Consider the following 25,911-nt stretch of genomic DNA (forward strand, 5'->3'; position numbering starts at 1 on the left):
ACCGACTAGGACAATAGTTAAGGGCTGAATTTCCTTGAAAGTTATAGCGCTTTTTCAATCTTGCGAGGTAGTGATGTGAAATGCAACGTTTTTCTATTATGATCATTAATATACTGGAAGTTTATAAATAATTCGCTCTGCCTAACTGAGTTAAATCAGAGCAATACCCAAGTAGCTATTCTGCAAATGTCCCACTAGCGGAGGTCAACTATTGCTGCTTTGAACAACTTCGTGTTGACTCTCCTGATTACATCCAAATCCATTTGCGAGTCACAAAGTACACTCACCTGAGCCATGCACGCTCATATGGGTACGCCGAGTTATGTGACCTAACGCACATACTCGGGTAAAAATACTCACTAAACTCATCGCAAGGGTCACCATTGTGGGGCTCTTATCAAACTCCCCAGGAGAATTGTCATGTCTAAGCAACACGATCAAGGTTCAAATGCACCGAGCCAGCCTGAACAGAAAAAACATGCGAAGCCCGATCAACGGGATCAACACAAACCGCAGCAAGCACCTGATAAAAAAGCCTAGGTCATCACGCTAATTAAAGCTCAGCAGCCCCTTGCTGAGCTTTTTATATATGGCTTTGCAACACCCCGCGAGCCACACGGAATCGACGTTTCCATAACATTGACACCATTCTCCAGAATTCATTAAAAAGGCAACCCCTCCCACTGATCGTTGACGCTAAAGGCAACGTATTCACATCACACATCCATCAAGGATAGCGACTATGTCTACCACCCTATTTCGTCAAGCTGATCTTGCTGCCATGCCTTCGCGCCATCGCGCTCACTTCGTCAATAGTTTATCGGGCTTTAAAAGCGCCAATCTCCTTGCCACCAAAAGTACCGCCGGTGTCACTAATTTAGCGATGATTAGCTCCGTTGTGCATTTAGGGGCAGACCCAGCCCTTATGGGATATATCACCCGACCTAAGACTGTCGCGCGCGATAGTATCGACAATATTGAGACCACCGGTGTATACACATTCAACCACGTGCACAGCCTCATGTTGCCAGCGGCGCATCAAGCTGCAGCTAAGTTTGCAAGTGACCAATCGGAGTTTTCAGAATGCGGCTTTAACGAAGGCTACGTGGATGATTTTTTCGCCCCTTACGTGCAAGAAAGCGCATTAAGTATTGGCCTAGCACTCGTGGAAACTGTACCCATTCGACACAATGGAACACAGTTGGTGATTGGCAAAATTGAATGGGTAAAGGTCCCTCAAACGGTGATTAACGACGATGGCTACATTGCTATCGAAAAGCTCGATAGCATCGCTGTATCCGGCCTCGACGGGTATCATCAGAGCCAACGCATTGCGCGCTTTAGTTACCCTGAAATTGGTTGCGCTCCGAAGCAACTCCACTCACTGTGACCATGGCCGCCAACTAACCTTTTATGAGGTTCATAACCTGGGCCCTAGCTACGCTTTGCGCGTTGGGACAAAGGTCGCGACCTTGATTTCGAATTTGGTTTTGAATTTGGTTGTGAGCTAGGTTTCGGCTTCGGCCGACGACTGCGATGCCCTTCCGGTGCTAAGCCCGTGGAATGCTCAATCGATTTCATCAGCTCCGCAAGCTCGGTTTCGGTCAGATCACGCCATTGACCCACATCTAATTTGCCCAACCGAATATTCATAATACGAGTGCGCTCGAGTTTCCGCACTTGGAAACCAAAATGCTCACACATACGGCGAATTTGTCGATTTAAACCTTCAATGAGAATGATTTTAAACACAAAGGTTGAGAGCTTCACGACTTTACATTTTTTTGTACGGGTATTCAGAATAGGTACGCCACCGGACATTCCCGCGATGAAGTCACCGGTAATCGGTTTATCGACCGTTACCACATATTCTTTCTCGTGCTTATTACCCGCACGCAAGATCTTATTCACTAGATCGCCATTGCTGGTAAGGAAAATGAGGCCCTGTGAATCTTTGTCTAGGCGCCCAATCGGGAATATGCGCTGCCGATGTCCGACAAACTTCGTGATGTTGTTACGTTCGGCAGAATCCGTGGTGGATACCACACCTACTGGCTTATTTAGCGCAATGAAAACAAACTGTTCTTTATCCTGAGCGGCGATCACGCGACCGTTTAGACGCACTTCATCACCCTCTTGCACTTTATCGCCCATCACTGCAGGGCGACCATTCAAAGTCACCTGTCCCTGCTCGATGAATTTATCAGCCTCGCGGCGCGAACAAATCCCACTCTCGCTAATAAATTTGTTCAGTCTTACGGTATCCCGTGATTGCATAGACCCTCTGTGCCGATGAAATAACTACGCCATTATCTATTTCTAAGGTGGCGAATGCCAACTCAAATCGTATTTTGCGCACTTCCTGTAAGATGACCCTGCTGATACCAAGTCACGCGCGCTACAAACATCCGATACTCCACCAGAATAAAACGTGCATTCTTATTGGCAAAATCTCAAAAAGTCTTGTCTATAATCGAGAACGCGTCAAAAACACGGATTTCCACACATAAAAAGGATAAAGGATCATGTTTCTCTCAGGTAAATCGAACGCTATGTTAGGCATGTATCTTGCCCTCATGGTCATGGCTCTTTCGGTCACACAATCCACCCATGCACAAGACATTAGAGACGGCATCGGTGAAGAGTTTCATAAGGTATACGACGCCATTGAAGCCGCTGACGTGAAAGCGGCTGAGCGGGCTTTGAGTAGTTTGCGAAGAAGTCACGGTAATACCGCCGACTATCACTTTCTCGACGGCCAAATAACCATGCTAAAGCTCAGCGATGCTTCGGTAATTCGAATGCCATTCATTGCCCGCGGCATGCGCAGAAGTTGGGAGCGCGCAGTTGAAATAGATCCAACACACGATGTGTCGCTGTTTAGCCTTGCTATGTACTACGCTGCTGCGCCGAGCATTGTTGGTGGCGACAATGATAAAGCGCTCGCTCTTTACCGCCAGTTAAAGGCCTTAGAAAGCGGCTGGCAGTATCCATTGCATGTCACTTTACTGGTAAATAATGAGGCCGAACATGATGAAGTTGAAGCTGCATTTGAGCGCTGGTTTGAAGCCTATCCAGAATTGATCAGCGCGCGCATGAACTATGTCTTTATGCGCAATAATGAAGATGATCGCAGTTCCGTGTACGCCCAGCTACAAATCATCGATCAGCTGATCGTCGAATACCCTGAGCAAGTCACTGACGAACAGCGCTCTCAAGTGGATTATCAGTGGGGGAAGATGGCCGCGGAATCGGGTATCGCTCTTGAGGAAGGAAAAACTCGCCTTGTCGCACTACTAGACGAAGATCGCATTCCAGAAAACATTCGAGAAGGCTTTCTACATGCTCGCTTAAGTGCCATCTATCAGCAGCTTGGTGAGCAAGATAATGCAAAACGCCACTATGCGAGGGCTCAACATTTCGCCCGTGATGACAGCGACCTTCAGGAATTGCTGAAGCGGTTAGATCCATAGCTATCAAGACAGTGCGTTTAGAAACGGCACTCCATTTAGGAGTGCCGTTTCCATTGGGGTCTTTGATGACTATGGGTGGTTTTAACGCGTTCTAGCCACGCTCGATAAGATCCAACTTACTAAATCCCCAACCGAGTAATTCGCCATTCGCGAAAACAAGCGGCGTGCACTCATCTTTGGTGGTCATGCCGTCCGCTGCCACGCGCTGTGTCCGGTAATACAGGACGCGATAATCAACACCCCCACGAGATAGGCGTTCGTCAAAATCTGGAGTGCCCATCGCCATCAAAACGGCACTGGGTGAAGTTCCCATTTTTAGTTGCGCAATGGCCGCACGATTACTTTCTTCGCGCGCTTCAAAAGATACAGACTCTTTGCTCACTCTCTTATCGCCATCGACAACAACAACGCAACCAGACAACAAACTAATCGAGAGAAAACCCGCAGTCAGCAACATGACACTTTTCATTTTTTTGCTCCAAGAATTCGATGCATTAAATAACGCAGTAATAGGTTCGGGAATACAAAATGTTATATTCAAGAATGAATAAGCAATTACCGTGCCAACAGATTAAGTTCCGGATAATCAGCTGGTTACCGTTTTCTTGGGCAAGGGATAGTTTAGAAATAACCAATCATTAGCCATTTCCACTACGGCATCATGTGAAAATGACTAATGCACCCCATGTGAGACGCTCGCTTACACTCCCGCTTTTTTTAATCCTAAAACGAGCAAACGACGGTCGAGCCAGGCTTTGAAGCTATCCACAGTATCGAGCTGCATGCGTTTGATAAGCGGTTCATACTTATTCCCCGCAGTACCCTGTACTAAGGCCAGCATCAGGGTTTTTACCTTGCCCCAGCGCGTTCCTGTAGCGGCTTTAAGCTGTTTCAAAGCTTTGCCAATCTTGAGTTCGTCGTCGGTAAATTCACAGCCAAAGGGGAATGGTGGAAATAACTCCTTAGTCTGGAATTCATCCAACACCTCAGCGATCGCATCGGGTGTATTGTGTTGCCATTCCGCAGGTAAGGTGAAGGTCGGATCAACCTTGCCCGCTTTCTGAGCCTGTTTTAATAACTCAGATTGGAACCGTGAGTCAGCAATACGAATAAGCTCAAGGTAAACTGTTTCGTCATTTTTACCGCGCAGATCGGCAATCCCATATTCGGTAATCACGATATCTCGCAAATGCCGAGGTATGGTGCAGTGACCATAAGAGAACACGATATTAGACTGCGTTTTTCCCGCCGATGTGCGGGTACTGCGAACAGTGAGAATGGAACGTGCGTTCTTTAATTCATGGGCCATGGCAACAAAGTTATACTGGCCGCCCACGCCACTTAATACCCGGCCATCTTCCAAGCCATCTGACACCGCAGAGCCATCTAACGTGCATTGCATGGCTGAATTAATAAAACGACCATGTTGTCGTTGCGCAACTTTTAGCCGCTGATCACCAAAACGGTGGTCGGTTAAATCATTGATAAAATTGACACTGGTCATGCAAATGAGGTCGCGCTGCTTCGCACTTAGCTTTTCAAGCTTTTGATAAAAATTGCGCGGCCCAAGATAGAAGCCGCCATGCATTACCACCCCTTGGTCTAGCCGCGAGTCATTTACATCCTCAGGATAAGGTGACCCCTGATTCACTTTTGTCTGCAGATCCGCATCGGGATACACCTTACGACTCAAAATGCCGGCTTCCAGCAGGTAAATAAACCCATCGACCATCATTTCGCTGCACCCGTACAGTCCTTGCGTAAATGGTTCGGTTCCACCCCATTCTGATGCCACCGGAAACCGCTGCGCGACATTTAACTGCTGGTAAAGTGCTTTCCATTCACCGTTATCCTGATGCCGTAAGCAGGTGCTATAGATTAAAGCAGCTCCCAAGGATCCAATACCTACTTGTAACGTGCCTGCATCTTTTAGCAAGGTACTGGCATAGAAGCCGATCAGGTGATCCGCATTACTGATAGGCGTTTGCGGTGCAGAAAAGAGCGGATAGTCTGAGCTTTCAGTTTCAAAAACAACATCGAAGGTATCCGTCGGTACCGCTGCATGGTGCCCAAAAAACGGAAGGTTTTGGTTACATTCCGCCACCAGGGCAATGGGGTTCGTATCGGTTTCTGCATCCCGCAGAGCGGCGAATAAATCTAACGACAAGTCTGGGTTACAGCTCAGACTAAAGTGATCCGGATAATTCGAGTCGGTATCCGGTGCAACCAATTGTCCAACAACATTGACCCCCAACGCTAAGATATCGCGCAGGGCATGGGTGTAGTTGGTGCAAATATAACGCCGTTGTTGTTCACTGTGATTAAGAAAACTCCCCGCCTGAAAGAAAAATTCCGACACTTTCACGTTGTCCGGGAGACGATGATTTACAACATCTCGTGCATATTCGAGCTCTGGGATATCGTCGTATAACCGCTCAACAAAAGGGTCCATAAAGCGTTTTTCCAGACCTGACGACGGTTTCGGAGCAAGCAACGATAGTGCCGTTACAATGTGGAGTTCAATCGAAGGGTCTTGCTTTGCCCGCTGGTACAAGGCATTGATAAAATGAACCGGCTTGCCTAAACCAAGTGGCAATCCAATGGTGATTTTCTTGCCTACTTTTTGGATTACCCGATCAACACACAGATCACTACTTGATAACCGATTCGGACGATCCTGCGACATCATGACCTCCTTCTCTTCAATTGGCATACGTTAAGTAAACGCTTGTATTTCCTAATGCGAATTATAGACAACCTATCTGATTTGCGCGGGGATACTCAAAAAACTGACGAAATTAGTCTACGCTTTTTGCTATGCGCTACTTATTATTGTTCATACTTTTACTCGGCCCTGTTTCTGCTTCCGCGGATAATCGTGAACGCACTGTCTGTGGCTTTCTGAAAGAGCGCCTGTATTTCTCACTTTGGAGCTCTCAGGCGCCCGCTCGGGATCCCGATCGCGTTACTCTGAACCCGCTTGTTGAGGCGGTCGAATTTGTCACCGATGACCAACGAACGCTCAGAGGATATCGCTATCGGGCACACAATGAGGATGATGAAACTGTTGAACCAAAAGGATATTTACTTGTAGCGATGGGCAATGCCATGGTCAGCGACCAAATGATTTCTACGCTTGCCCCTTATGCACGAGCGGGTTTCAACGCTTACGTTTTTGATTACCGAGGCTATGCAGACTCAGAGGGGCGCCGGCGCATCAACGCCATCGTAAAAGATTACGAGGAAATCATTTCGAACTTTTCTGAGCAGTATTCGGGCGGACTTCTTTATGGCACATCGTTGGGCGGCCTCGTTATCTTGAATGCCATCAGTGAACATGCCAACTTTACGCGCGCAGTGATCGACTCAAGCCCATCGCGTTTGTCGGACCATGGTTGTCCGCAACGTCTTGATGCGATCAATCATGTCACCGAAGATAACGCGAGCAAGTTATTTGTCATTACCGGCGCACGCGATCGGGTTCTAAACGACAGTATGACCGCTCCCCTTCGGCAACGAGCAGACGAAGTAGGTGCTCGCACCCATCACGGCGAACAGTTTGATCATCCTTTTATGGATGCGGGACCCGTTCATCAGCAACGACAACAACTCATTTTTGACTTTCTTACGCAAGAAAAGGAGGAAACATCGCTAAATAACGGCGAAAACACCCCCGCGCATTGAATGATCGGCCTAAATCGCGTAGATTGCGCACCTCTTTATCACTTGTCTAATTTTTGAGTACCCATTTCGTGATTTCAGCTGCAAATATCACCATGCAATTTGGTGCAAAACCTCTGTTCGAGAATATCTCCGTTAAATTCGGCAATGGCAACCGCTATGGTCTGATTGGTGCGAATGGGTGTGGCAAATCCACGTTTATGCGTATTTTAAGTGGCGATCAAGAGCCCTCTTCAGGCAACGTGTCCGTGAGTCCGGGCCTACGGGTCGGTAAGTTACGTCAGGACCAGTTTGCCTATGAAGCCTTTACGGTGGTTGATACGGTGATCATGGGTCATGAGACGCTGTGGGCCATCAAGGAAGAGCGCGATCGCATCTATGCCGGCGATATGAGTGAAGAAGATGGCATGCGAGTCGGCGACCTGGAAGTAGAGTTCGGAGAGCTCGATGGATATACCGCCGAGCCGCGTGCTCAGGAGCTTTTGATTGCGCTTGGTATTCCTATTGAGCAACATTTCCAGCCGATGTCTGCACTCGCGCCAGGCCTTAAGATTCGTGTGTTATTGGCGCAGGTACTGTTCTCTGATCCCGACATTATGTTGCTCGACGAACCGACCAATAACTTGGATATCAATACCATTCGCTGGCTTGAAAATGTATTGGCCGAGCGCCAAAGTACCATGATTATTATTTCTCACGATCGCCACTTTCTGAACAGCGTGTGTACGCATATGGCCGATATAGACTACGGCGAACTGCGGCTGTACCCGGGTAACTATGACGATTACATGTTTGCGTCAACTCAGGCTCGCGAACAGTTGCTGCAAGATAATGCCAAGAAGAAAGATAAGATTGCCGAATTGCAAAGCTTCGTGAGTCGATTCTCTGCAAATGCATCCAAAGCAAAACAGGCCACCTCGCGCGCTCGTCAAATCGAAAAGATTCAACTCGACGAAGTAAAAGCGTCAAGTCGCATGAGCCCTTACATTCGGTTTGAGCAACAGAAAAAGCTGTACCGACAAGCCTTGGAAGTAAATAAACTAAGTAAATCTTTTGCTGATAACACGATATTGAAACAGGTGTCGACGCATATCGAAGTCGGCGAGAAAGTCGCTATTTTAGGGGCCAACGGGGTCGGTAAAACCACCCTGCTCAAATGTCTGATGGGTGATTATGCCCTTGATAGCGGCAGCTACAAATGGTCTGAAAATGCCAATATCGGCTACTGCCCACAAGATCACGGCAATATGTTCGAGCAAGATTTAACGGTGTTCGAGTGGATGAGCCAGTGGATGCAACCTCAACACGACGAACAGAACGTTCGCGGCGTATTAGGCCGCATGCTGTTTTCTCAAGATGACATCAAAAAGCCGGTGAAGATCTTATCTGGTGGCGAAAAAGGCCGCATGATTTTCGGAAAATTGATTCTACAGACACCGAATATCCTTGTTATGGATGAGCCAACCAACCACTTAGATATGGAATCCATTGAGTCTCTCAACCTTGCGCTTGAGAACTACAAAGGCACCTTGTTGTTTGTCAGTCACGATCGCGAATTTGTGTCTTCATTGGCCAATCGCATTATTGAAATCACCGACGAAGGTATCCGTGACTTTGCCGGTAGCTACGACGACTACTTGCGATTACACGACCGGGCATAAGCTACAGCCCTTAGCACGCAAGCGTTATAGCTCGGTGTTAAGTTAAGTTTCCGGTAATTTCGAAACGCTGATTTGATATTCTCCTCTTTTTGACTAGCCTTTTAAGGTTAATACATAAAGAAAAGAGGAGATATGTCTGCGCTATGGCGTTAGAGCCCAAAGAAGAAAGTGACACGATAAAATTAGGTATTCCGCAATCCACAGATGCTTCTGCGGTACACCTGCTCATCCAGAATAGCCCGCCATTAGATACGAACTCACTCTACTGCAATCTGTTGCAGACAAGCCATTTCGCCAAAACTGCCATTGTGGCAAAGATGAATAACGACGTTGTTGGATTTGTTTCCGGGTATATAAAACCGGAACAGCCCGATACGTATTTTCTATGGCAGGTGGTTGTCGGTGAGGCTGCTCGAGGTCGGGGCTTAGCAAAACGAATGATCACCGCGCTATTTCAGCGTGACCATTTTGCGAACGTTCGTTGGCTTGAAACAACCATTACCCCTGATAACAAAGCCTCGCAACGTCTTTTCGAATCTTTGGCGGAAGGCTGGCAAGCACACATAGATGTGCGCGTGCTCTTTGAAAAAGAAGCCCACTTTGCGGGCCAGCACGAAAGCGAGGAACTCTACCGGATTGGCCCGGTGAATCCTTAACCTAATTTACATTGATTTCTTATGTTTATTTTTCACGTAGATACGGAGTAAAGAATGAATATTTTTGAGGAAGTTGAATCTCAAGTACGTTCCTATTCACGTTCATTTCCTACGGTTTTTACCACAGCGAAGAACGCTCGTTTGCATAGTCGTGACGGTCAAAGCTACATCGACTTTTTAGCGGGTGCAGGCACCCTCAATTACGGTCACAACAACGACCATTTCAAACAGCCGCTCCTTGATTACATTCAAGCTGATGGGATTACCCACGGCTTAGATATGTATACAGACGCGAAAGAAGGGTTTTTAAACGCGTTTACCGATATTGTCATGCGTCCCCGGGATATGGATTACAAAGTACAGTTCACCGGTCCAACCGGCACCAACGCTGTCGAAGTTGCCTTGAAAATTGCCCGTAAAGCAAAAGGACGGACGGGTATCGTTTCCTTTACCAACGGATACCACGGCTGCACTTTAGGATCTCAAGCAGTGACAGGTAATAAAGGACAGCGCTCAGGTGCAGTGGTCTCGCTCGGTGATGTTACCCGCATTCCATACGACGACTATGGTGACGAGAGCGATGATTTTATGGGCCTTAAGTTACTCGACCAAATGCTGTGCGATCCGGGCAGCGGTGTTGAAGTTCCGGCAGGTGTGATCGTCGAAACCGTGCAAGGTGAAGGTGGCTTGAATGCGGCGCGCATGCTTTGGCTGCAACAGTTAGAGAGCCTTTGTCGGAAACACGACATGCTGTTGATCATTGATGATATCCAAGCTGGGTGCGGACGCACAGGTACTTTCTTTAGCTTTGAGCCTGCAGGTATTAAGCCCGATATCGTAACCTTATCGAAATCATTGAGTGGCTACGGCTTGCCGTTCGCTATCACCCTACTTCGCCCCGAACTCGATAACTGGGAACCGGCTGAACATAACGGTACCTTCCGCGGCAACAACTTAGCCTTTATCACTGCGCGCGTTGCGCTCGAAAAGTATTGGCAAACAGACGATTTCAGTGACGAAATTAAAACCAAAGCCAAGGTGATCGAGGAGCGTTTTCAGCGCATTATTGACAGCTCAGACGAATCGATGACCCTAAAAGGACGAGGCATGATGCGTGGTATCGGTATGCCAAATGGCGATCTTGCCAGCGCAGTCTGCAAACATGCATTTAAAAACGGACTCATTGTTGAAACCAGTGGTTCATGGGGTGAAGTTGTGAAGTGTCTTTGCCCGCTCACGATACCCATGGCTGATTTGAACGAAGGCTTAGATATTCTCGAAGATGCCTTTGATCAGGTTCTCAATAAAAAACACGATCAAGCAAAAGCAAGTTAACGAAACAACGAGTCTACTAAAACGATTAAGCAATAAAGGAGTAATTACATGATTGTTCGCACACTTGAAGCGTGCCGAAATTCAAACCGAAAGGTTGATGGTGAAACGTGGAACAGCGTCCGCATGTCGCTAAAAGACGACAATATGGGCTACTCGTTTCATATCACTACGATTTATGCCAATACCGAAACACCGATTCACTACAAGAATCATTTAGAGACCGTGTATTGCATCTCCGGTGAAGGGTCAATTCTCGATAAGGCAACCGGTATCGAGCACCCCATAAAGCCTGGCACAGTGTATATGCTGAACAACCACGACGATCACATTCTGAAGGCCAAATCTGAATTACAAATGGCCTGTGTCTTTAACCCACCGTTGAACGGTAAGGAAACTCACGGAGAAGATGGAGCATATCCATTAGAGGCTGAGGCTGTTACCGATTAGTTGCCGTCTCATATAAGCGTTCAACGTTAAACTCACAGAGCAAAAGGGGAAGCAATGATGCAAGGTCATACAGTCGAAAAAATTGGTGGAACGTCCATGAGCGATTATGAGGCAGTTCGGAACAATATTATTGATTTGAACCGACCGCCCCATGCTCTGTACAACCGTGTGTTTGTTGTGTCCGCGTATTCGGGCACAACAAACGGGTTGCTTGAAGATGCATCAACAAACAAGCCGGGCGTTTATGCCTTGTTTGCGAATGATGACTCCGATGCACGTTGGAGTGATCGTCTCACTGAAGTAGCCGATGAAATGCTGGAGCGAAACCGGTCTCTTTTTTCCGATGAGCATACACGCCGTCAAGCCGATCAACTGGTTAATGATCGCATTGAAGGGATTCGCAACTGCTTGCTCGATCTACAACGGATTTGTTCTTGCGGCCATTTCCAACTTGAAGAGCACTTATCGACCGTGCGCGAAATGCTTGCCGGTCTTGGTGAGGCGAACAGCGCATTTAACTTAGCGCTTTTAATGCAAAGTGAAGGGGTAAATGCACGCTTTGTAGATTTAACGGGGTGGCAGGACACCACGCCACTCTCTTTAAACGAAAAGATAAAGAAGGAACTTGAGGGCTATGACTTTAGCAAAGAGATGCTCATCGTCACCGGATATGCCCATTGCAAGGAGTCGATGTTAAGCTCCTATGGGCGCGGGTACAGTGAAATTACCTTTAGTAAAATTGCTGAAATTACCGATGCCACAGAAGCCATTATCCATAAGGAATATCATTTATCGTCAGCAGACCCCAAAGTCGTTGGTGACGATCGCGTTAGCCCGATTGGTCGCACCAATTATGATGTGGCCGATCAGCTTTCGTTGATTGGTATGGAGGCTATTCACCCGAAATCAGCAAAAGGTTTACGCAAGAAAAATATTCCTCTGCGGGTAAAAAACACCTTCCAGCCAGATCATGATGGCACATTAATTACCAACGATTACGTAAGCGACAAGCCGTGCGTCGAAATTGTTGCAGGTAAACATAACGTGTTTGCACTTGATGTTTTTGACCAAGATATGACCGGCGAGCAAGTGCACTTTTTGAATATTCAGCAAATCGCCCAAGAGTGCAAGGTCTCCTTGCTTGCTCGTGAGCACAACGCAAATACAGTCACTTTGTATATTAGTAGCGGCTTTCAAGGCATCAACAAACTGAAAAAACGGCTACAAGATAACTATGTCAACGCAGAGATCTCGAGCCGTAAAGTCGCTGTGATCTCCGTCATTGGTAGTGATATGAATGTGCCGGGAATTTTAGCTGATGTGAGTAATGCTTTGGCCGATGATGATATTAGCATCTTGGCGATCCAGCAAGGGATGCGCCAAGTCGACATTCGCGTGATTGTAAGCAATGACAGCTATAAAGATGCTATTCGCGCTCTGCACCGCAAGTTCTTTGAGCAAAACAAAGCCGCGCGGAAACACAAAGTGGCTTAAAGCAACCGCGCTTTAAAACGACGGCCTTTCATCTTGTCGTTATTCAACGAGGACAGAGCCAACTTGGCTTTGTCCTTTTTGATCGCCACGTAGCTATTGATACTTTGCACGGTGATTTTCCCTACACTATCAAAATCAATGGCCCCACTTCGCGTCAATGCGCCGACGATGTCACCAGGGCGTAACTTATCTTTCTTACCTCCCATGATGTGAATGGTCACCATGGCTGCTGCCTCTGGACGTGATGGTTGTGGCGACGGTGCCGGAAGTCTTAGCGGTGTGAGGGGTGCAGGCATGGCATCTTGCAGCAACCGAAATTTATACTCATCAGCGGCTGTGAGCAGCGTAATAGCAACCCCTGTCTCCCCCGCTCGGCCGGTTCGACCCACTCGGTGAATATGGGTATCAACATCATGGGCAACAGCAACATTGAGCACCATATCTAAGCCCTTAATGTCTAGCCCTCGCGCGGCAACATCTGTGGCCACCAGAATACGAGTGCTTCCATTATTGAACTGCAACAAGGTCTGCTCTCGATCGCGCTGCTCTAAGTCACCATGCAGTGCCTGCACACTAAAGCCATAATTATGCAGCGTCGTGAAGAGCGCATGGGTTTCACGTTTCGTATTACAAAACAAAATAGCGTTACTCGGATTGCGTTCCAACAACAGTTGAATCACCGCGTCCTCACGGCTATCACTACTGATCTCGTAGAACACCTGCTCAATGTTATTTTCAAGGGGGGCCTGCTCAACCACCACATGCTTAGGTGAGCGCATCAACGATTGCGTCATACCCTCGATTTGCGCTGGGAATGTGGCGCTAAATAACAATGTCTGGCGAGACTTAGGGGTAGCAGCAATGATCTGGTCAAGCTCCTCTTGAAAACCCATGTCCAGCATTCGATCTGCTTCGTCCAGTACTAATGTCTGTAGTTGATTAAAATGAATCCGTTGCTGATTGAGATGGTCCAACACCCGTCCGGGGGTGCCTACGATAACATGCGCCCCATGCTGCAATGATTGGGCTTGGGCGCGGGCTGGAACCCCACCGCAAAGGGAGAGTACTTTAATGTTGGCCTGACTACGGGCCAAGCGTCGAATTTCGTCAGCTACCTGTTCGGCAAGCTCGCGAGTGGGGCAGAGAACCAGAGCTTGCACACCGAAGTGGGCTGGGTTTAATCGAGCGAGCAGACCTAAAGCAAATGCCGCTGTTTTACCGGAGCCCGTTTGTGCTTGAGCAATAACATCCTCACCGGCCAAAATCGCTGGCAAACTCTGCGCTTGAACTGGCGTCATTTGCTCATATTTTAACGTCTTTAGCGTCGCTAATTGTTCGTTCGAGAGTGCTAGGGTGGAAAAATCGGTGGTTACTGACATAGGGGATAACTCTCTGCAGACGCTAAGCCTGAATTATAAAAGGCAAGTATATCAATTCTGGAAGCCCGCTACGATCTCTTCTGAGGAAACCTGCACGTCCACTTTGCCTCGAAAATTTACCTCCCGCAAACAATCACTTGCGCGTGTAATAATTTTGTTATGCGCGCTAGCGCACAGACAACTTCTACCACAGTCCTCATTATCGAATACCAGTGGAACTCTACTACACGGGTTTGGAACGTCTCTATCACTATGTCGAGAGGATATTAACGATGCGCCCTACATTACTATACATACCTAGCACCCTCAAATGGGTCATGCTAGCCCTTGTCAGCACTTTCTTAATTGCCTGTAATGATCATGGGCGTGGGCCCATTCTCGGTACAGATGGCAATGTCGCACTTTCACCCACAGTTACTGCCGTTACGCCCTTACCCGACGCAACGAATGTGACTGTCATCAACCCGTCAATCACCGCTCGCTTTAGTGAGCCGGTAAATGCATTAACTGCATCGAATTTTACTGTAACCTGTGCAAGCCCCTGCACTAGCCCGACCGGAACCGTCTCAATGAACGCCGATAATACCGTGGCGACATTTACCGTGACCAGTCCAGCAGTATTAAACGATTCAACGCGATATACGGCAACCATCGTTACTGCAACGAGTCGCAGAACTGGGTTAACACTTGCGCAACCTTATGTTTGGCAATTTACGACAGGTGTGCTGCCCGACACCACGCGGCCACGCGTCTTATCGACGATCCCAGTAACGGAATCGCCAGGACCCACGCCAAATGTTGTCGTGGATACTCGTATTTCAGCTGAGTTCTCAAAGGAGATGCTTGCAGCAACGATAAACGGCACTAGTTTTACCGTAACCTGTGAAGCCCCCTGCGTGAACCCAGAAGGCTCGGTAACCTATGACTCGGCGTCAAGAACCGCAGAGTTTACAGCCACCGAAAACCTTGATTGGGACACTGTTTATACAGCAACCATTGATAGTTCAGTGACTGATTTAGCGGGTAATGAACTTGCTGGTAACCAAGGTGATGCAACAACTGCGAGCGACTATATTTGGCAATTTGAAACAGGTTTAATGCCCGATACAACGCGTCCTCGGGTGACTGTTACTAAGCCTGCAACCACAATTCCTGGCCCAACGCCGAATGTCCCTGCGAACACCGCAATTACGGCTGAGTTCTCGAAGGAGATGCTTGCATCAACGATAAATGCAACTAGCTTTACCGTAACCTGCGAAGCGCCCTGCGTGAATCCAGTTGGCTCGGTAACCTATGATGCGCCTTCAAAAACCGCCGAGTTTACCACCACCGAAGATCTCGATTGGGAAACTGTTTATACAGCAACCATTGATAGTTCAGTGACTGATTTAGCGGGTAATGAACTTGCTGGTAATCAAGGTAATGCAACAACTGCGAGCGACTACATCTGGCAATTTGAAACAGCTTTGACGCCTGATACAACGCGTCCGCGAGTTGTTGTTACGGAGCCTGCGACCACAAGTCCTGGCCCCACGCCAAATGTCCCGGCGAACACAGCAATAACCGCTGTGTTTAGCGAAGATATGTTAGCCAGCACGATTAACGACACAAGCTTTACGCTTACTTGTGAAACCCCATGTATCTCCCCCCCAGGTGCTGTGTCCTATGTGACCAGCTCGAAAAGTGCCGTGTTCACTCCACAGGAAAATCTTGAGGAAGGAACAACCTATACCGCAACAATCACCAGTGATGCGACTGATTTGGCGGGTAATCGCCTAGCAGGTAACCAAGGTCCGGTTACGAGTGCAAGTGATTATATCTGGACCTTTACCACGGTAGAGCCTGTGCCAGAAGACAACATCTTTGTTGAATCAACGGATCCCATAGACGGCGGGTTCTTAGCGGTATGCCCGAATGCCAGCATTAATGCGACTTTCGAAATACCCTCTGGTGTTCGGCTGAATCCAATGACGGTAAACAACATGACGTTTCTCGTCGTTGAAAACAACGAGCCTACCAATACGGTAATGGCCGAATCGATCATGGTCGACGAGGAAACAGGCCGTATCATCACCTTTATTCCACAGGAACAATTAGCCGAGAACGTGATCTATCGCGCCACGATTAAAGGTGGTCCAGATGGCGTCAAGGATCTGATTATCCCAGGCAATGAGATGTTGGAAGACTATGAATGGACGTTCACTACCGAAGCGCCTACTGAAAGTTGCTTACTCCCACCTGATCTGGGTACAGCGGCTCCATTTGGCACCTTTGGCGGCAGCGCCGGTGTTACCAATCGGGGTCTACTCACGATCGTTAATGGTGATTTGGGCACAACTGGGACGTCGACTATTGTGACTGGATTTGTTTCCGAACCCGGCTGTGAGTACACCATAACCCCGCTTAATGAAGGTCAGGTAAACGGTAAAATCTTTACTGCGCCTCCACCACCTACTGTTGAGTGTCCTCAAGATGGCACAGCAGAAACGGAAGCGGTTGCTATTCAGGCACGACTTGATGCGGAAGCTGCATTTATTGCTCTGTCGCCCGCGAATATGCCCGGCGGTCAGGATCCAGGTAACGATAATCTCGGTAGCCTGACATTGATTCCTGGAATTTATACGGCACAAAGCGGCAGCTTTAGCATTCAGGGTGGCGATCTCACCTTAGATGCGCAAGGCAATCAAAATGCCGTATGGGTCTTCCAGATGGCAACGACCCTGACTGTCGGCGGCCCTGGAGCAGACTTCCCGCAAAGTGTCATTTTAATTAACGGCGCTCAAGCTAAGAATGTTTTCTGGCAAGTCGGTAGTGCCGCAACAATCAATGCAGCCGGCGGTGGCTTTATGAAAGGAACCATCATTGCACAGGATGGCGTGAGCATTTCAACAGCAGGCAACGTAAACATCGTCACTTTAGATGGGCGCGCACTGTCTCTGACCGCATCCGTCACCATGGTAAACACCGTGATTAATGTGCCAGCAGAGTAATGGAGAACATGATGAACACCAATAAAATCACACAAGCGATAGGCACCATTGCCATACTCGGCATGTCGGTGCCTGCTTTAGCCGCTGATCAATCTGGATGGTATCTGGGTGGAAGCGGTGGGCAGGCCCATGCCACCATCGCAGAGCAAGAAATTATTGCCGATCTGCTGGCCTCAGGGTATCAAACCCTTGATTTCAGCACCGACCGAAAAGATTTTGGTTACAAGCTTTTCGTCGGTTATCAATTTAATCCGAATTTCGCGATCGAAAGTGGTTATTTTGATTTAGGGTCGTTTGAATATGTCGCCACCACTAACCCGCCGGGTACGAAAACAGGTTCACTCACCTTTAGCGGATGGAACCTCGATCTTGTAGGGACCATGCCGTTAACTGAGCGTGCTGCCTTGATTGGTCGATTTGGCGTTCATGAGGGTAAAACCAATACCCAGTTCGTGGGCACCGGTGCCGTGAATGTGTTGAATCCAAGCCACAGAAATACTGGCTTCGATTTTAAAGCCGGCGTAGGTTACCAATATCAAATCAGTGATGCTTGGACATTCCGGATAGAAGCCGAACGCTTCCGCATGGATGACGCAGTGGGCAACAACGGTGATATCGATTTATTTTCGATGGGTATTATCTATCGCTTTGGCACGAACAGAAAAGCGCCGATTGTAGTCGCACCTCCTCCCCCTGCGCCCACTCCCGCCCCGGTACCGCCAGTTACCGCAACGGAACAATACTGTAGCGCTCTGGAAATTCAATTTGAGATAGGTCAGGAGAGTATTGAACGCGTGAACCGTGAGCACCTATTAGTGCTCGCGACCTTCATGAGTACATATCCAGAGACTAAAGCAACTATTGAAGGTCACACAGATAACGTTGGTACGCACGCAGATAACCAGATCTTATCTGAGCAGCGGGCGCAAAGCGTGGTTGATTACTTAGTACGAGAGCATCGAATTGCTGCAAATCGTCTAACCGTGGTTGGCCATGGTGAAACACGTCCAATAGCGGATAACAGTACGGTGTCCGGTCAACAAGCAAATCGTCGTATCAATGCAATTATTGATTGTGCCAACGATATGGCTGGATTATCGACACTGCCTGCTCGCACAACATTAGCGATGGCACTTGAGTTCGATTCAAACAGTACAGCGGTAGATGCCAAATATCACTATCAATTGGAGAACGTGGCAAAGTACCTACACGCCAACCCCGATTTAATAGTGACTTTGGAAGGTCATACCGATAACGTGAATCCGGCTACAGCCCTCGAAATATCTCAAAGACGAGCACAAAACGTTGCCAACTACCTCGTTGACAATTTCCACGTCGATCGCTCGCGCTTAAATGTTGAAGGCTTTGGTGCCACTCGACGAGATACTTACAACATCACCGCTTCACATCGACAAGACAACCGTCGGGTGAACATTATCCTTGGATACCCTAAATAGTCTTTAGGGAATACCAACCTTCGGCGTGTGTCTGGTTAGTTGTTCCAGACACACGTCTTTTTTTATTATTTATAAATATACGATTTATAATGAATTAATCGCTCACATTCTTGTTTTACCACCTGATAACATTCACAGGTAAGTGTTTCAAGCTTCTCGCGATTCAGAATCGTAACCCGCCCACGGTGATATTCAATAATGCCTAGTTTCTGTAATTTTGAAGCCGCTACCGATACACCTTCTCTGCGCACGCCAAGCATATTGGCAATCAACTCTTGTGTCATCACCAAAACATTGGTCGGGATGCGATCTAATGAGAGCAACAACCACCGACATAACTGCTGATCAACCGTGTGGTGACGATTGCAGACACCCGTTTGCGCCATTTGAATCATTAACGACTGTGTGTAGCTAAGTAACAGCGTTCGAAAATGGCTATCTCGCGCGAATTCGGCCTTTAGAATGCGTGCTGGTAAGCGATACGCAGCACCCGCACTCTGAACAACAGCGAGATGAGGTGTACTGTCACCGCCCAAAAACAGGGTAGTACCAAGGACACCATCATTGCCAATCACCGAAATCTCAGCAGAGTCACCATTTTCCATCACATAAATTAAAGAGATGATTGAGTTTGTAGGGAAGTAGCTGTGTGTCAGAGTATCGCCAGCCTCATAAAGCGATACCCCTAGGGGCAATTCCACTAACTGGAGATAAGGTGCCAACCGCGCTTTTACCTCCGCCGATAGTGCACACAGCAGAAAGTTATGCTCTTGTTTGGGCTGTATCGAATACCTACAGTCTATTTGCTCGCTAGTACTCATAGGTGCTCCTATCCCTTGCTATATCAAGGGGAGACCTATTTATCATAGCTGCTAAATGAACCAAAGGTGAACTTTTGCCGGAAATATAAACACAGCAAGTTCAATGCAATTGTTCGATTTATTCGTTAGCCGCCGTAACCTGCAACGTCCGATGATCACGTTTTGCACCGACCCTAAATACATAGGATGCTGAACAGAATATGAAAAAGCCGAGCGTTGCTCGGCTTTTCGTAAGAATACAATAACCTAACGTTAACGACCTTTCCCTTTACCTTTCTGTGATTTTCCACACGAACTGCGGGCTGCAGCCGACACGAGTGCGGAGCCTTCTTCTTCAGTAAGTAATCCGTTATTTACTTCAGCGTTTTGGGCTTTAGCTACACAGCTCACATACTGGCCGTGATTACGCCAAGGCACGTCAGCGGCGCTACCGTCGCAATCACAAGCATTCGCCACATTCTGTGCACCGGAGCAGCCAAATTGATCCACCAGCGCTCCAGACGCTGTATCAGGACACAAATCATCTGTGTCTACTACACCGTCGCCGTCAGCATCTACAACAGGGAAGTCATTCGGATCAAGCGGATCGGTTCCGGCCATCACTTCTTCGTAATCACTAAAGCCATCTCCATCGGTGTCAGGATTAAATGGATCCGTGCCTAGCAGTAACTCTTCGGCATCGCTCAGCCCGTCACCATCAGAATCAATAAACGTTGTTCCAGTATTTGTTTCCAAACGGAACATGCCCCCCGCTAAGCCGCCCCCATCGAAAATAAGAAACTCAAGTACATGATTACCGTTCAATGAAACAGGATAAGTCATGGCTACGGTTGTGGTGGCGTCTTGAAAGCCCACGAGGGTGCCATCAATATAAATCCACGAACAGTTATCCGCTAACAGGTTTAAAACAAAATCACCTTCGCCGGTTATCTCTTTTGAATACTTGGTCCAACTTTGACCTAATGGACCACGTGCATAAATATCGCCCCAGGCATTTATCCAAGAGGCGTTCAATCCTGCGCCACTTTGCCAAGGATGCACATTCGTACCAAAGGAGAAGCTTGGGTGTGGGTTTTCCCAATCATCATGAATAGTGACATCGGGTTGTAAGACACAAGCTGAGGGCCAATGACTGTATGCGACTTCGGGGAAAATTGGGTCGTATGCAGTAACGGTTTCATCACTTGTATAAACAATAGTTTCAGCGGCCGCGCTCAAGCCTAAGCTTAGCGCTAACGCGATAGGTAGAAGATTTGCTAGTTTAAACATGGTTTTACCTTTTTCTAAAGTAGGCTATAACAGGGTCTCCCCATGATTTTCCGTACATCGTAAAACCACATCTCAGAATAGTGAATCATGAAAGTAGACAATAGAGTCTCTCAGAAGAGCTTCAATTATATAGGCGAAAATTATACAACTTACAAAAAACAAACCTCATATTAAATGTTAAAATAATGTTTATTTTTTATTTAAAGAGACGACGAAAAGCTGATTTTATGGTGCCAATAGGGTAGCGGAAAATGAAATCCTGCCGTAGTATCTGAGACACGCTCATCGCAACCAACCATTTTATCCCATCTATTGTTGAGGCGAGCGACCGCTCGTTTCAAACTTTAAGGAAACACTTGTGAATAGAACCGTCATTTCTCTATCCATTGCTATGGCATTGGCGTTAACCGCGTGCTCAGACCAACCAGTCACCCATGATCCCGCAGATTCGGCAACCGAACAAACAGCCGCTGCCGAGTTTACGCAAGCAAACCCGTTTTTCGCTCCATCATCGTTACAATACGAAGCGCCCGATTTTCGTGTTATTCGTGATGAGCATTTTTTACCCGCTTTTGACGCTGGCTTTGAGAAACATCTCGCAGAAATTCAAGCGATTATTAATAACCCAGAGGCGCCTACGTTCGAGAACACCATTGTCGCAATGGAGAAAACGGGGGCCCTACTCAGCCGTGTAAGTCGGGTTTTCTCAAATTTAACCGGAACCGATAGTAACGAAGAGCGCCGCCGAATTCAGCGTGAACTATCGCCGAAAGCCGCTGCCCATTCCGACAGCATTAACCTCAATCCTGACCTGTTCGCCCGGGTTGACGCTGTCTATCAAGCACGTGAATCTTTAAACCTTGATCCAGAATCGCAGCGCTTACTTGAAGTCTATTACAACCGTTTTGTTCGCGCTGGCGCCTTGCTGAATGAAGAGCAACGGGATCGCATTCGCGCGTTGAATGCAGAACATGCGCAACTGACCACTCAGTTTTCGCAAAACCAACTAGCCATTACGCGTAGCATCGCTGTCACTGTCGACTCAGCAGAAGAGTTAGACGGTCTGAGTGACTCACGCATTCGTGCAGCCTCGCAAGCGGCAGAAACAGCAGGCCATGAGGGCAAGTATTTAATTTCTATTACCAATACAACCCGTCAGCCTATCTTAACGTCGTTAAACAATCGCGAGTTACGCCAGCGCGTATGGGAAGCATCAGCGTATCGAGGCACATCAGGCGACTACGACAATCGCCCTATCGTTTCTCGATTAGCACAAATACGCGCTGAACGTGCGCAGCTTTTAGGTTACACCAACTGGGCTGAATATCAGTTGCAAAACACCATGGCGGAAACGCCGCAAAATGTATTAGATATGCTTGATACCATGGTGCCTATGGTGGTTGCCAATACCCTTCGGGAACAAGCACAAATTGAAACCATGATTGCGCGTGAAGGCGGTGATTTTGACGTGCAGCCTTGGGATTGGGAATTTTACGCCGAGAAAGTTCGTCAGGAACTTTATGACCTTAACGAATCTGAGGTGCAAGAGTATTTCGAATTTAACCGTGTTCTTCACGACGGTGTTTTCTATACCATGAATCGCCTGTACGGCATTACGTTTGAGGCCCGCCCAGATCTACCAAGCTATCACCCGGATGTTGAGGTGTATGAAGTGTTTGATCACGATGGGACCAGCTTAGCTATTTTCTACGCCGATTACTTTGCCCGTGAAGGGAAGCGTGGCGGTGCTTGGATGAGCTCGTTTGTCGGCCAATCGCACTTACTCGATCAAAAGCCGGTGGTTGTGAATGTCATGAACATTCCTAAAGCGCCAGACGGTGAACCGACACTGGTAAGTTATGATCACGTCACCACGATTTTCCACGAAATTGGTCACGGTATTCATGGCATGTTCTCAAACGTGACTTACCCAACGTTGGCTGGCACCTCGGTGTCGAGAGACTTTGTTGAGTTTCCATCGACGTTCGAGGAAGATTGGGCCGCCCATCCTGAAGTACTTGCAAACTATGCAAAACATTACGAAACCGGAGAGCCAATCCCATCGGAGTTGCTGGAGCGGGTGATGCAATCACGCACCTTTAATCAAGGCTTCGATACCTTGGAGTATATTGCAGCATCGTATTTAGACATGGAATGGCACATGCTGAGCGCCGATGACGGACTAAAGGACGTTGAACAATTTGAAGCACAAGCATTGAGTAAACATGGTGTCGATTCGCATGCCGTGCCGCCACGTTACAAATCGACCTTCTTTAATCATTCCATTGGTGGTGGCTACTCGGCTGGATATTACGCCTATATGTGGAGTGAGATACTAGCGGCGGACGCCTTTGCCTATGTGAAGAGTCAGGGTGGCTTAACGCGTGAAAATGGTAATCACTATCGCCAGCACATTCTTGAAGTGGGTAATTCACGTCCACCAATGGAGTCTTACATTCAATTCCGTGGTCAAGAACCGACGACAGAGGCGTTGTTAATTCGCCGCGGTTTACGCACTCGTTTAGACTAATCTTGGTTCTTTATCGATAGCCAGTATCCATAGCCAAAGCCCACCATTTATGGTGGGCTTTTTTGTGTTAATTCGGTTCTATTGAAAATACGACATGACCTTGTTTTACCACGAGTTCGATCCCATTGAGATGAGCGATATCCTCTAACGGGTTTTCGCTCACAACCACAAAGTTACTTTCATATCCTTCTTGGAACTGGCCAATCTTGCGATCAGAGAACAGACGTTGAGGGCCTGTTTTTACCGCACTGTCCAGTAATTGCTGAGGCGTAAAAATTTCAAATGCCTGTAAATACTCCAGCTCGTATACAACATTCACGTCAAAGCGGTCGGTGCCAGGGATGATGGCTACACCGGCAGCATGCAAACGCCCCAAGTTGTCTTTTTGCAGTGCCTTCACTTGTGCTAACTGATCAGGGTTATTTTGATAAACCAATTCGCTGACACTGACGGTCGTAATCACGGCGATATTCATCGCTGCGGCTTCTTTTATGGTTTCGTCTGACAAACGGTATTCCGAGGGCTCATATCCCCGCTCCCAACGGTAGCCGGGTAAATGGGCAATCATGTCGACCCCAGCCGCCACCGCCGTGGCAAAGTCTGCTTGGCTTTCTACGTGCGCAACCACTCGTAAACCTCGGCTCTGCAAAGCCTCTGTTAAGGGTTTTACTAATTCTGCGCGCAAGCCATTAACGCCGTGAAACTCTGTGTTGCCACGGCGTTCTTCCCGGTTTGCATGGACGAGAATAATTTTAACGAACTCACTGCTACTTGCCTGAATGAGGGGCCACTTTGCATCAATATCGGACAGGGAGTCGATCACAACATAATCCCGATCGTGAATATCAGAGGCGGTGACCCCCTCGTCTGCAAAACTTTGCAGTGCCATACGCAAAGGATGACCATCAGAACTGGAAATACAAGCTCCCGCAAGTTGAATATCGAGGCTGGTTTGGTCGAGTATGGCTCTTGTCTCCTCCGCATTGTAATGACTACCGCACAGCATCAAGCCATATAAAATGCCCGCACGCTCATAGTCTTTTGAGAAGTTTGTTGCGAGCCATGGATTCTGCAAATTGTGGTTATGTCCTTCCGCCAATGGCGGAATCACGAACCCACCTTTCAAATCTATCTCGCTATCAATCACTTCCGGTGCGATTGTGGTAAGCATACCGTTGTCGGAGTACCACGTTTGCGAAACAAAGGCGCCATCGTGATACCACAGGCCATTGATCATACGGACCGCACTTTCCTGTGCGGTCGCCGTTGCGCAAAATCCTAGCAGGGCGAATGCCCAAAGGAATAGTTTCATTACCGTGCCTCACTCACTTGGTCTTCCCAAATCATAATTTCACCGTGTGTACTAAAAATAATGAGTTGTTGATTTACCCATGCCGGACTCGACATAAAGCCACCACTGGCTAACACCCGTGCCATAACTCCGTAGAACGAATCTTGCCAAGTTCCATTACTCATATTTTGACGCAAGCGCTCATCTTCACCGAGTATTTGATAGATGTCGTTAACATGTGCTCCATGTCGACTTTCCCACCTAATCTCACCGGTTAGCTTATCGAGTGCAATTAACCGTCCCGTCATCGTGCCCGTCAAAACAACATCCTTGAATACGAGTGGGGAACTGTACGTCCAAGATCCGGTTGGCGCACGCCAAACTTCTACCCCAGTTTCGCGATCAAGGGCAAGCATCAAGCCGGTATCCGACGTCCCCAAATACACATGACTATCGTCAACGGATACGGTGGGCACTACCCACGAGCGCTTCATATCGTATCGCCAGATTTCCTTACCTGTTTCTCCGGCCAGCGCATACATAAAACCGTCGCGACTACCGATAAATACATCACCATCAACGACCGTCGGGCTCGCTTGAATCCCGCGCCAAACATTAAATTTTTGTTCCGCTCCGGTTTCGAACTTCCAGCGCATCGCCCCATCGGATTTCTGCAACGCATAAACGGTACTGTCCCAACTACCCACAATAATTAAGTCGTCCAACAACGTCGGTGCACTGTGAACTTGCCCCCCGGTTTTGAATGCCCAGCGCACATTTCCCGTTTCTGCATCAAGCGCATACACATGCTGATCACTGCTTCCAAAAACGATCAGGTCATCAACCACAAGCGGGGATGACTGCAGCAAGTCCCATGCATCTTCCACTAATTCATTGTTTGACACACCCAAATAGTTGAACGCCGAGAACGTTGCTTCGCCTTGGGTCTGAAAGCGCCACTGCATGGCACCATCGTTTAAATCTAAAGCAAAAAATGCACCTGCCTGACTTAGAAAGTAAACCTTGCCTTCATTTACCGCAGGCGTGGACCGAATGGCACCGCCACTATCAAACGCCCATAGTAAGTGTTTCTGGGACAGCGAAAACGCATATAACACACCATTGTCCGTTGCGGCCAGTAGCGTATCCCCAGATACAATCGGTGATGCCGTAATGGTCGCGGGAAGCCGGTGTTGCCATGTCAGGGAGAGATGCATGGGGAACGCATCCGTAGTGACAGCATTTCGGTCAGCGCTTCCTTTAAATGTTTGCCATTGAGACGCCGCAGCCAACGATGACGTCGGAAGAGCGATACCAATACACAAAATCACGCTTAATATACTGCCGACTAGCCGATTTGAGGAAGCCCACAGAGTGAATATATTCATAACATACCTCGTCAAAGTAAATGTGCGACGAGAGTACGG

The 25,911-nt window shown here is 47.9% G+C and carries 19 protein-coding genes; 11 read left to right on the forward strand and 8 right to left on the reverse strand.

The window, feature by feature from the left end:
* Positions 1–742 precede the first annotated feature (742 nt).
* Positions 743–1,390, forward strand: a complete 648-nt coding sequence (locus HXZ99_RS05975) for a flavin reductase (protein WP_194756373.1) — start codon at positions 743–745, stop codon at positions 1,388–1,390.
* 44 nt (positions 1,391–1,434) lie between these two features.
* Here HXZ99_RS05975 and rluF read toward each other — a convergent pair whose 3' ends face one another.
* A complete protein-coding gene (rluF, locus tag HXZ99_RS05980; RefSeq protein WP_194756374.1) occupies positions 1,435–2,277 on the reverse strand; it encodes a 23S rRNA pseudouridine(2604) synthase RluF in 843 nt (280 codons plus the stop codon).
* Between the two features lie 248 nt (positions 2,278–2,525).
* Here rluF and HXZ99_RS05985 point away from each other — a divergent pair, with 248 nt between their 5' ends.
* Positions 2,526–3,473 (forward strand): tetratricopeptide repeat protein, encoded by a 948-nt coding sequence (locus HXZ99_RS05985; protein ID WP_194756375.1) that lies wholly within the window; start codon positions 2,526–2,528, stop codon positions 3,471–3,473.
* 91 nt (positions 3,474–3,564) lie between these two features.
* On the opposite strand, the gene HXZ99_RS05990 is transcribed toward HXZ99_RS05985, so the two are convergent.
* Together HXZ99_RS05990 and HXZ99_RS05995 are read right to left on the reverse strand one after the other, a co-directional pair.
* Positions 3,565–3,942: a DUF3192 domain-containing protein gene (locus HXZ99_RS05990; protein ID WP_194756376.1), complete on the reverse strand. Its 378-nt coding sequence runs from the start codon at positions 3,940–3,942 to the stop codon at positions 3,565–3,567.
* A 231-nt stretch (positions 3,943–4,173) separates the two neighbouring features.
* Positions 4,174–6,162: an acetyl-CoA hydrolase/transferase C-terminal domain-containing protein gene (locus HXZ99_RS05995; RefSeq protein WP_228517723.1), complete on the reverse strand. Its 1,989-nt coding sequence runs from the start codon at positions 6,160–6,162 to the stop codon at positions 4,174–4,176.
* Between the two features lie 128 nt (positions 6,163–6,290).
* On the opposite strand from HXZ99_RS05995, the gene HXZ99_RS06000 reads away from it, so the two are divergent.
* The 6 genes from HXZ99_RS06000 to HXZ99_RS06025 all read left to right on the forward strand — a co-directional run bounded on the left by HXZ99_RS06000 (position 6,291) and on the right by HXZ99_RS06025 (position 12,747).
* Positions 6,291–7,157, forward strand: coding sequence for an alpha/beta hydrolase (locus HXZ99_RS06000; protein WP_194756377.1), 867 nt, complete (start codon positions 6,291–6,293; stop codon positions 7,155–7,157).
* Positions 7,158–7,225: 68 nt separating this feature from the next.
* On the forward strand, positions 7,226–8,815 hold the full coding sequence (locus HXZ99_RS06005) for an ABC-F family ATPase (RefSeq protein ID WP_194756378.1): 1,590 nt from the start codon (positions 7,226–7,228) through the stop codon (positions 8,813–8,815).
* A gap of 143 nt (positions 8,816–8,958) precedes the next feature.
* On the forward strand, positions 8,959–9,471 hold the full coding sequence (gene ectA / locus HXZ99_RS06010; RefSeq protein WP_194756379.1) for a diaminobutyrate acetyltransferase: 513 nt from the start codon (positions 8,959–8,961) through the stop codon (positions 9,469–9,471).
* Positions 9,472–9,525: 54 nt separating this feature from the next.
* A complete protein-coding gene (ectB, locus tag HXZ99_RS06015) occupies positions 9,526–10,806 on the forward strand; it encodes a diaminobutyrate--2-oxoglutarate transaminase (protein WP_194756380.1) in 1,281 nt (426 codons plus the stop codon).
* A 48-nt stretch (positions 10,807–10,854) separates the two neighbouring features.
* Positions 10,855–11,253 carry an ectoine synthase gene (locus HXZ99_RS06020; RefSeq protein ID WP_194756381.1) on the forward strand — a complete coding sequence of 133 codons (399 nt, stop codon included), beginning with the start codon at positions 10,855–10,857 and terminating at the stop codon, positions 11,251–11,253.
* Positions 11,254–11,310: 57 nt separating this feature from the next.
* The gene (locus tag HXZ99_RS06025; protein WP_194756619.1) at positions 11,311–12,747 is read left to right on the forward strand and encodes an aspartate kinase; all 1,437 of its coding nucleotides are present in this window, start codon (positions 11,311–11,313) and stop codon (positions 12,745–12,747) included.
* On the opposite strand, the gene dbpA is transcribed toward HXZ99_RS06025, so the two are convergent.
* Positions 12,744–14,126 (reverse strand): ATP-dependent RNA helicase DbpA, encoded by a 1,383-nt coding sequence (gene dbpA / locus HXZ99_RS06030; RefSeq protein WP_194756382.1) that lies wholly within the window; start codon positions 14,124–14,126, stop codon positions 12,744–12,746. The two genes, HXZ99_RS06025 and dbpA, sit on opposite strands and share 4 nt — an antisense overlap.
* A gap of 272 nt (positions 14,127–14,398) precedes the next feature.
* On the opposite strand from dbpA, the gene HXZ99_RS06035 reads away from it, so the two are divergent.
* Both HXZ99_RS06035 and HXZ99_RS06040 read left to right on the forward strand, forming a co-directional pair.
* On the forward strand, positions 14,399–17,116 hold the full coding sequence (locus HXZ99_RS06035; protein ID WP_194756383.1) for an Ig-like domain-containing protein: 2,718 nt from the start codon (positions 14,399–14,401) through the stop codon (positions 17,114–17,116).
* Between the two features lie 11 nt (positions 17,117–17,127).
* Positions 17,128–18,573, forward strand: a complete 1,446-nt coding sequence (locus HXZ99_RS06040) for an OmpA family protein (protein WP_194756384.1) — start codon at positions 17,128–17,130, stop codon at positions 18,571–18,573.
* Positions 18,574–18,638: 65 nt separating this feature from the next.
* Here the strand turns inward: HXZ99_RS06040 and HXZ99_RS06045 are convergent, their stop codons facing one another.
* A complete protein-coding gene (locus HXZ99_RS06045) occupies positions 18,639–19,394 on the reverse strand; it encodes a Crp/Fnr family transcriptional regulator (protein ID WP_194756385.1) in 756 nt (251 codons plus the stop codon).
* A 252-nt stretch (positions 19,395–19,646) separates the two neighbouring features.
* A complete protein-coding gene (locus HXZ99_RS12215) occupies positions 19,647–20,663 on the reverse strand; it encodes a thrombospondin type 3 repeat-containing protein (RefSeq protein WP_228517725.1) in 1,017 nt (338 codons plus the stop codon).
* A 391-nt stretch (positions 20,664–21,054) separates the two neighbouring features.
* Here HXZ99_RS12215 and HXZ99_RS06055 point away from each other — a divergent pair, with 391 nt between their 5' ends.
* Positions 21,055–23,193: a M3 family metallopeptidase gene (locus tag HXZ99_RS06055; protein ID WP_228517752.1), complete on the forward strand. Its 2,139-nt coding sequence runs from the start codon at positions 21,055–21,057 to the stop codon at positions 23,191–23,193.
* Between the two features lie 67 nt (positions 23,194–23,260).
* Here HXZ99_RS06055 and HXZ99_RS06060 read toward each other — a convergent pair whose 3' ends face one another.
* Positions 23,261–24,505, reverse strand: coding sequence for an amidohydrolase family protein (locus HXZ99_RS06060; RefSeq protein WP_194756387.1), 1,245 nt, complete (start codon positions 24,503–24,505; stop codon positions 23,261–23,263).
* Positions 24,505–25,872 carry an outer membrane protein assembly factor BamB family protein gene (locus HXZ99_RS06065; RefSeq protein ID WP_194756388.1) on the reverse strand — a complete coding sequence of 456 codons (1,368 nt, stop codon included), beginning with the start codon at positions 25,870–25,872 and terminating at the stop codon, positions 24,505–24,507. The genes HXZ99_RS06060 and HXZ99_RS06065 overlap by 1 nt, the downstream gene beginning before the upstream one ends.
* Positions 25,873–25,911: the final 39 nt, after the last annotated feature.

Source organism: Aliidiomarina indica (genome assembly GCF_015354615.1).
Classification (GTDB): Bacteria; Pseudomonadota; Gammaproteobacteria; order Enterobacterales; family Alteromonadaceae; genus Aliidiomarina; species Aliidiomarina indica.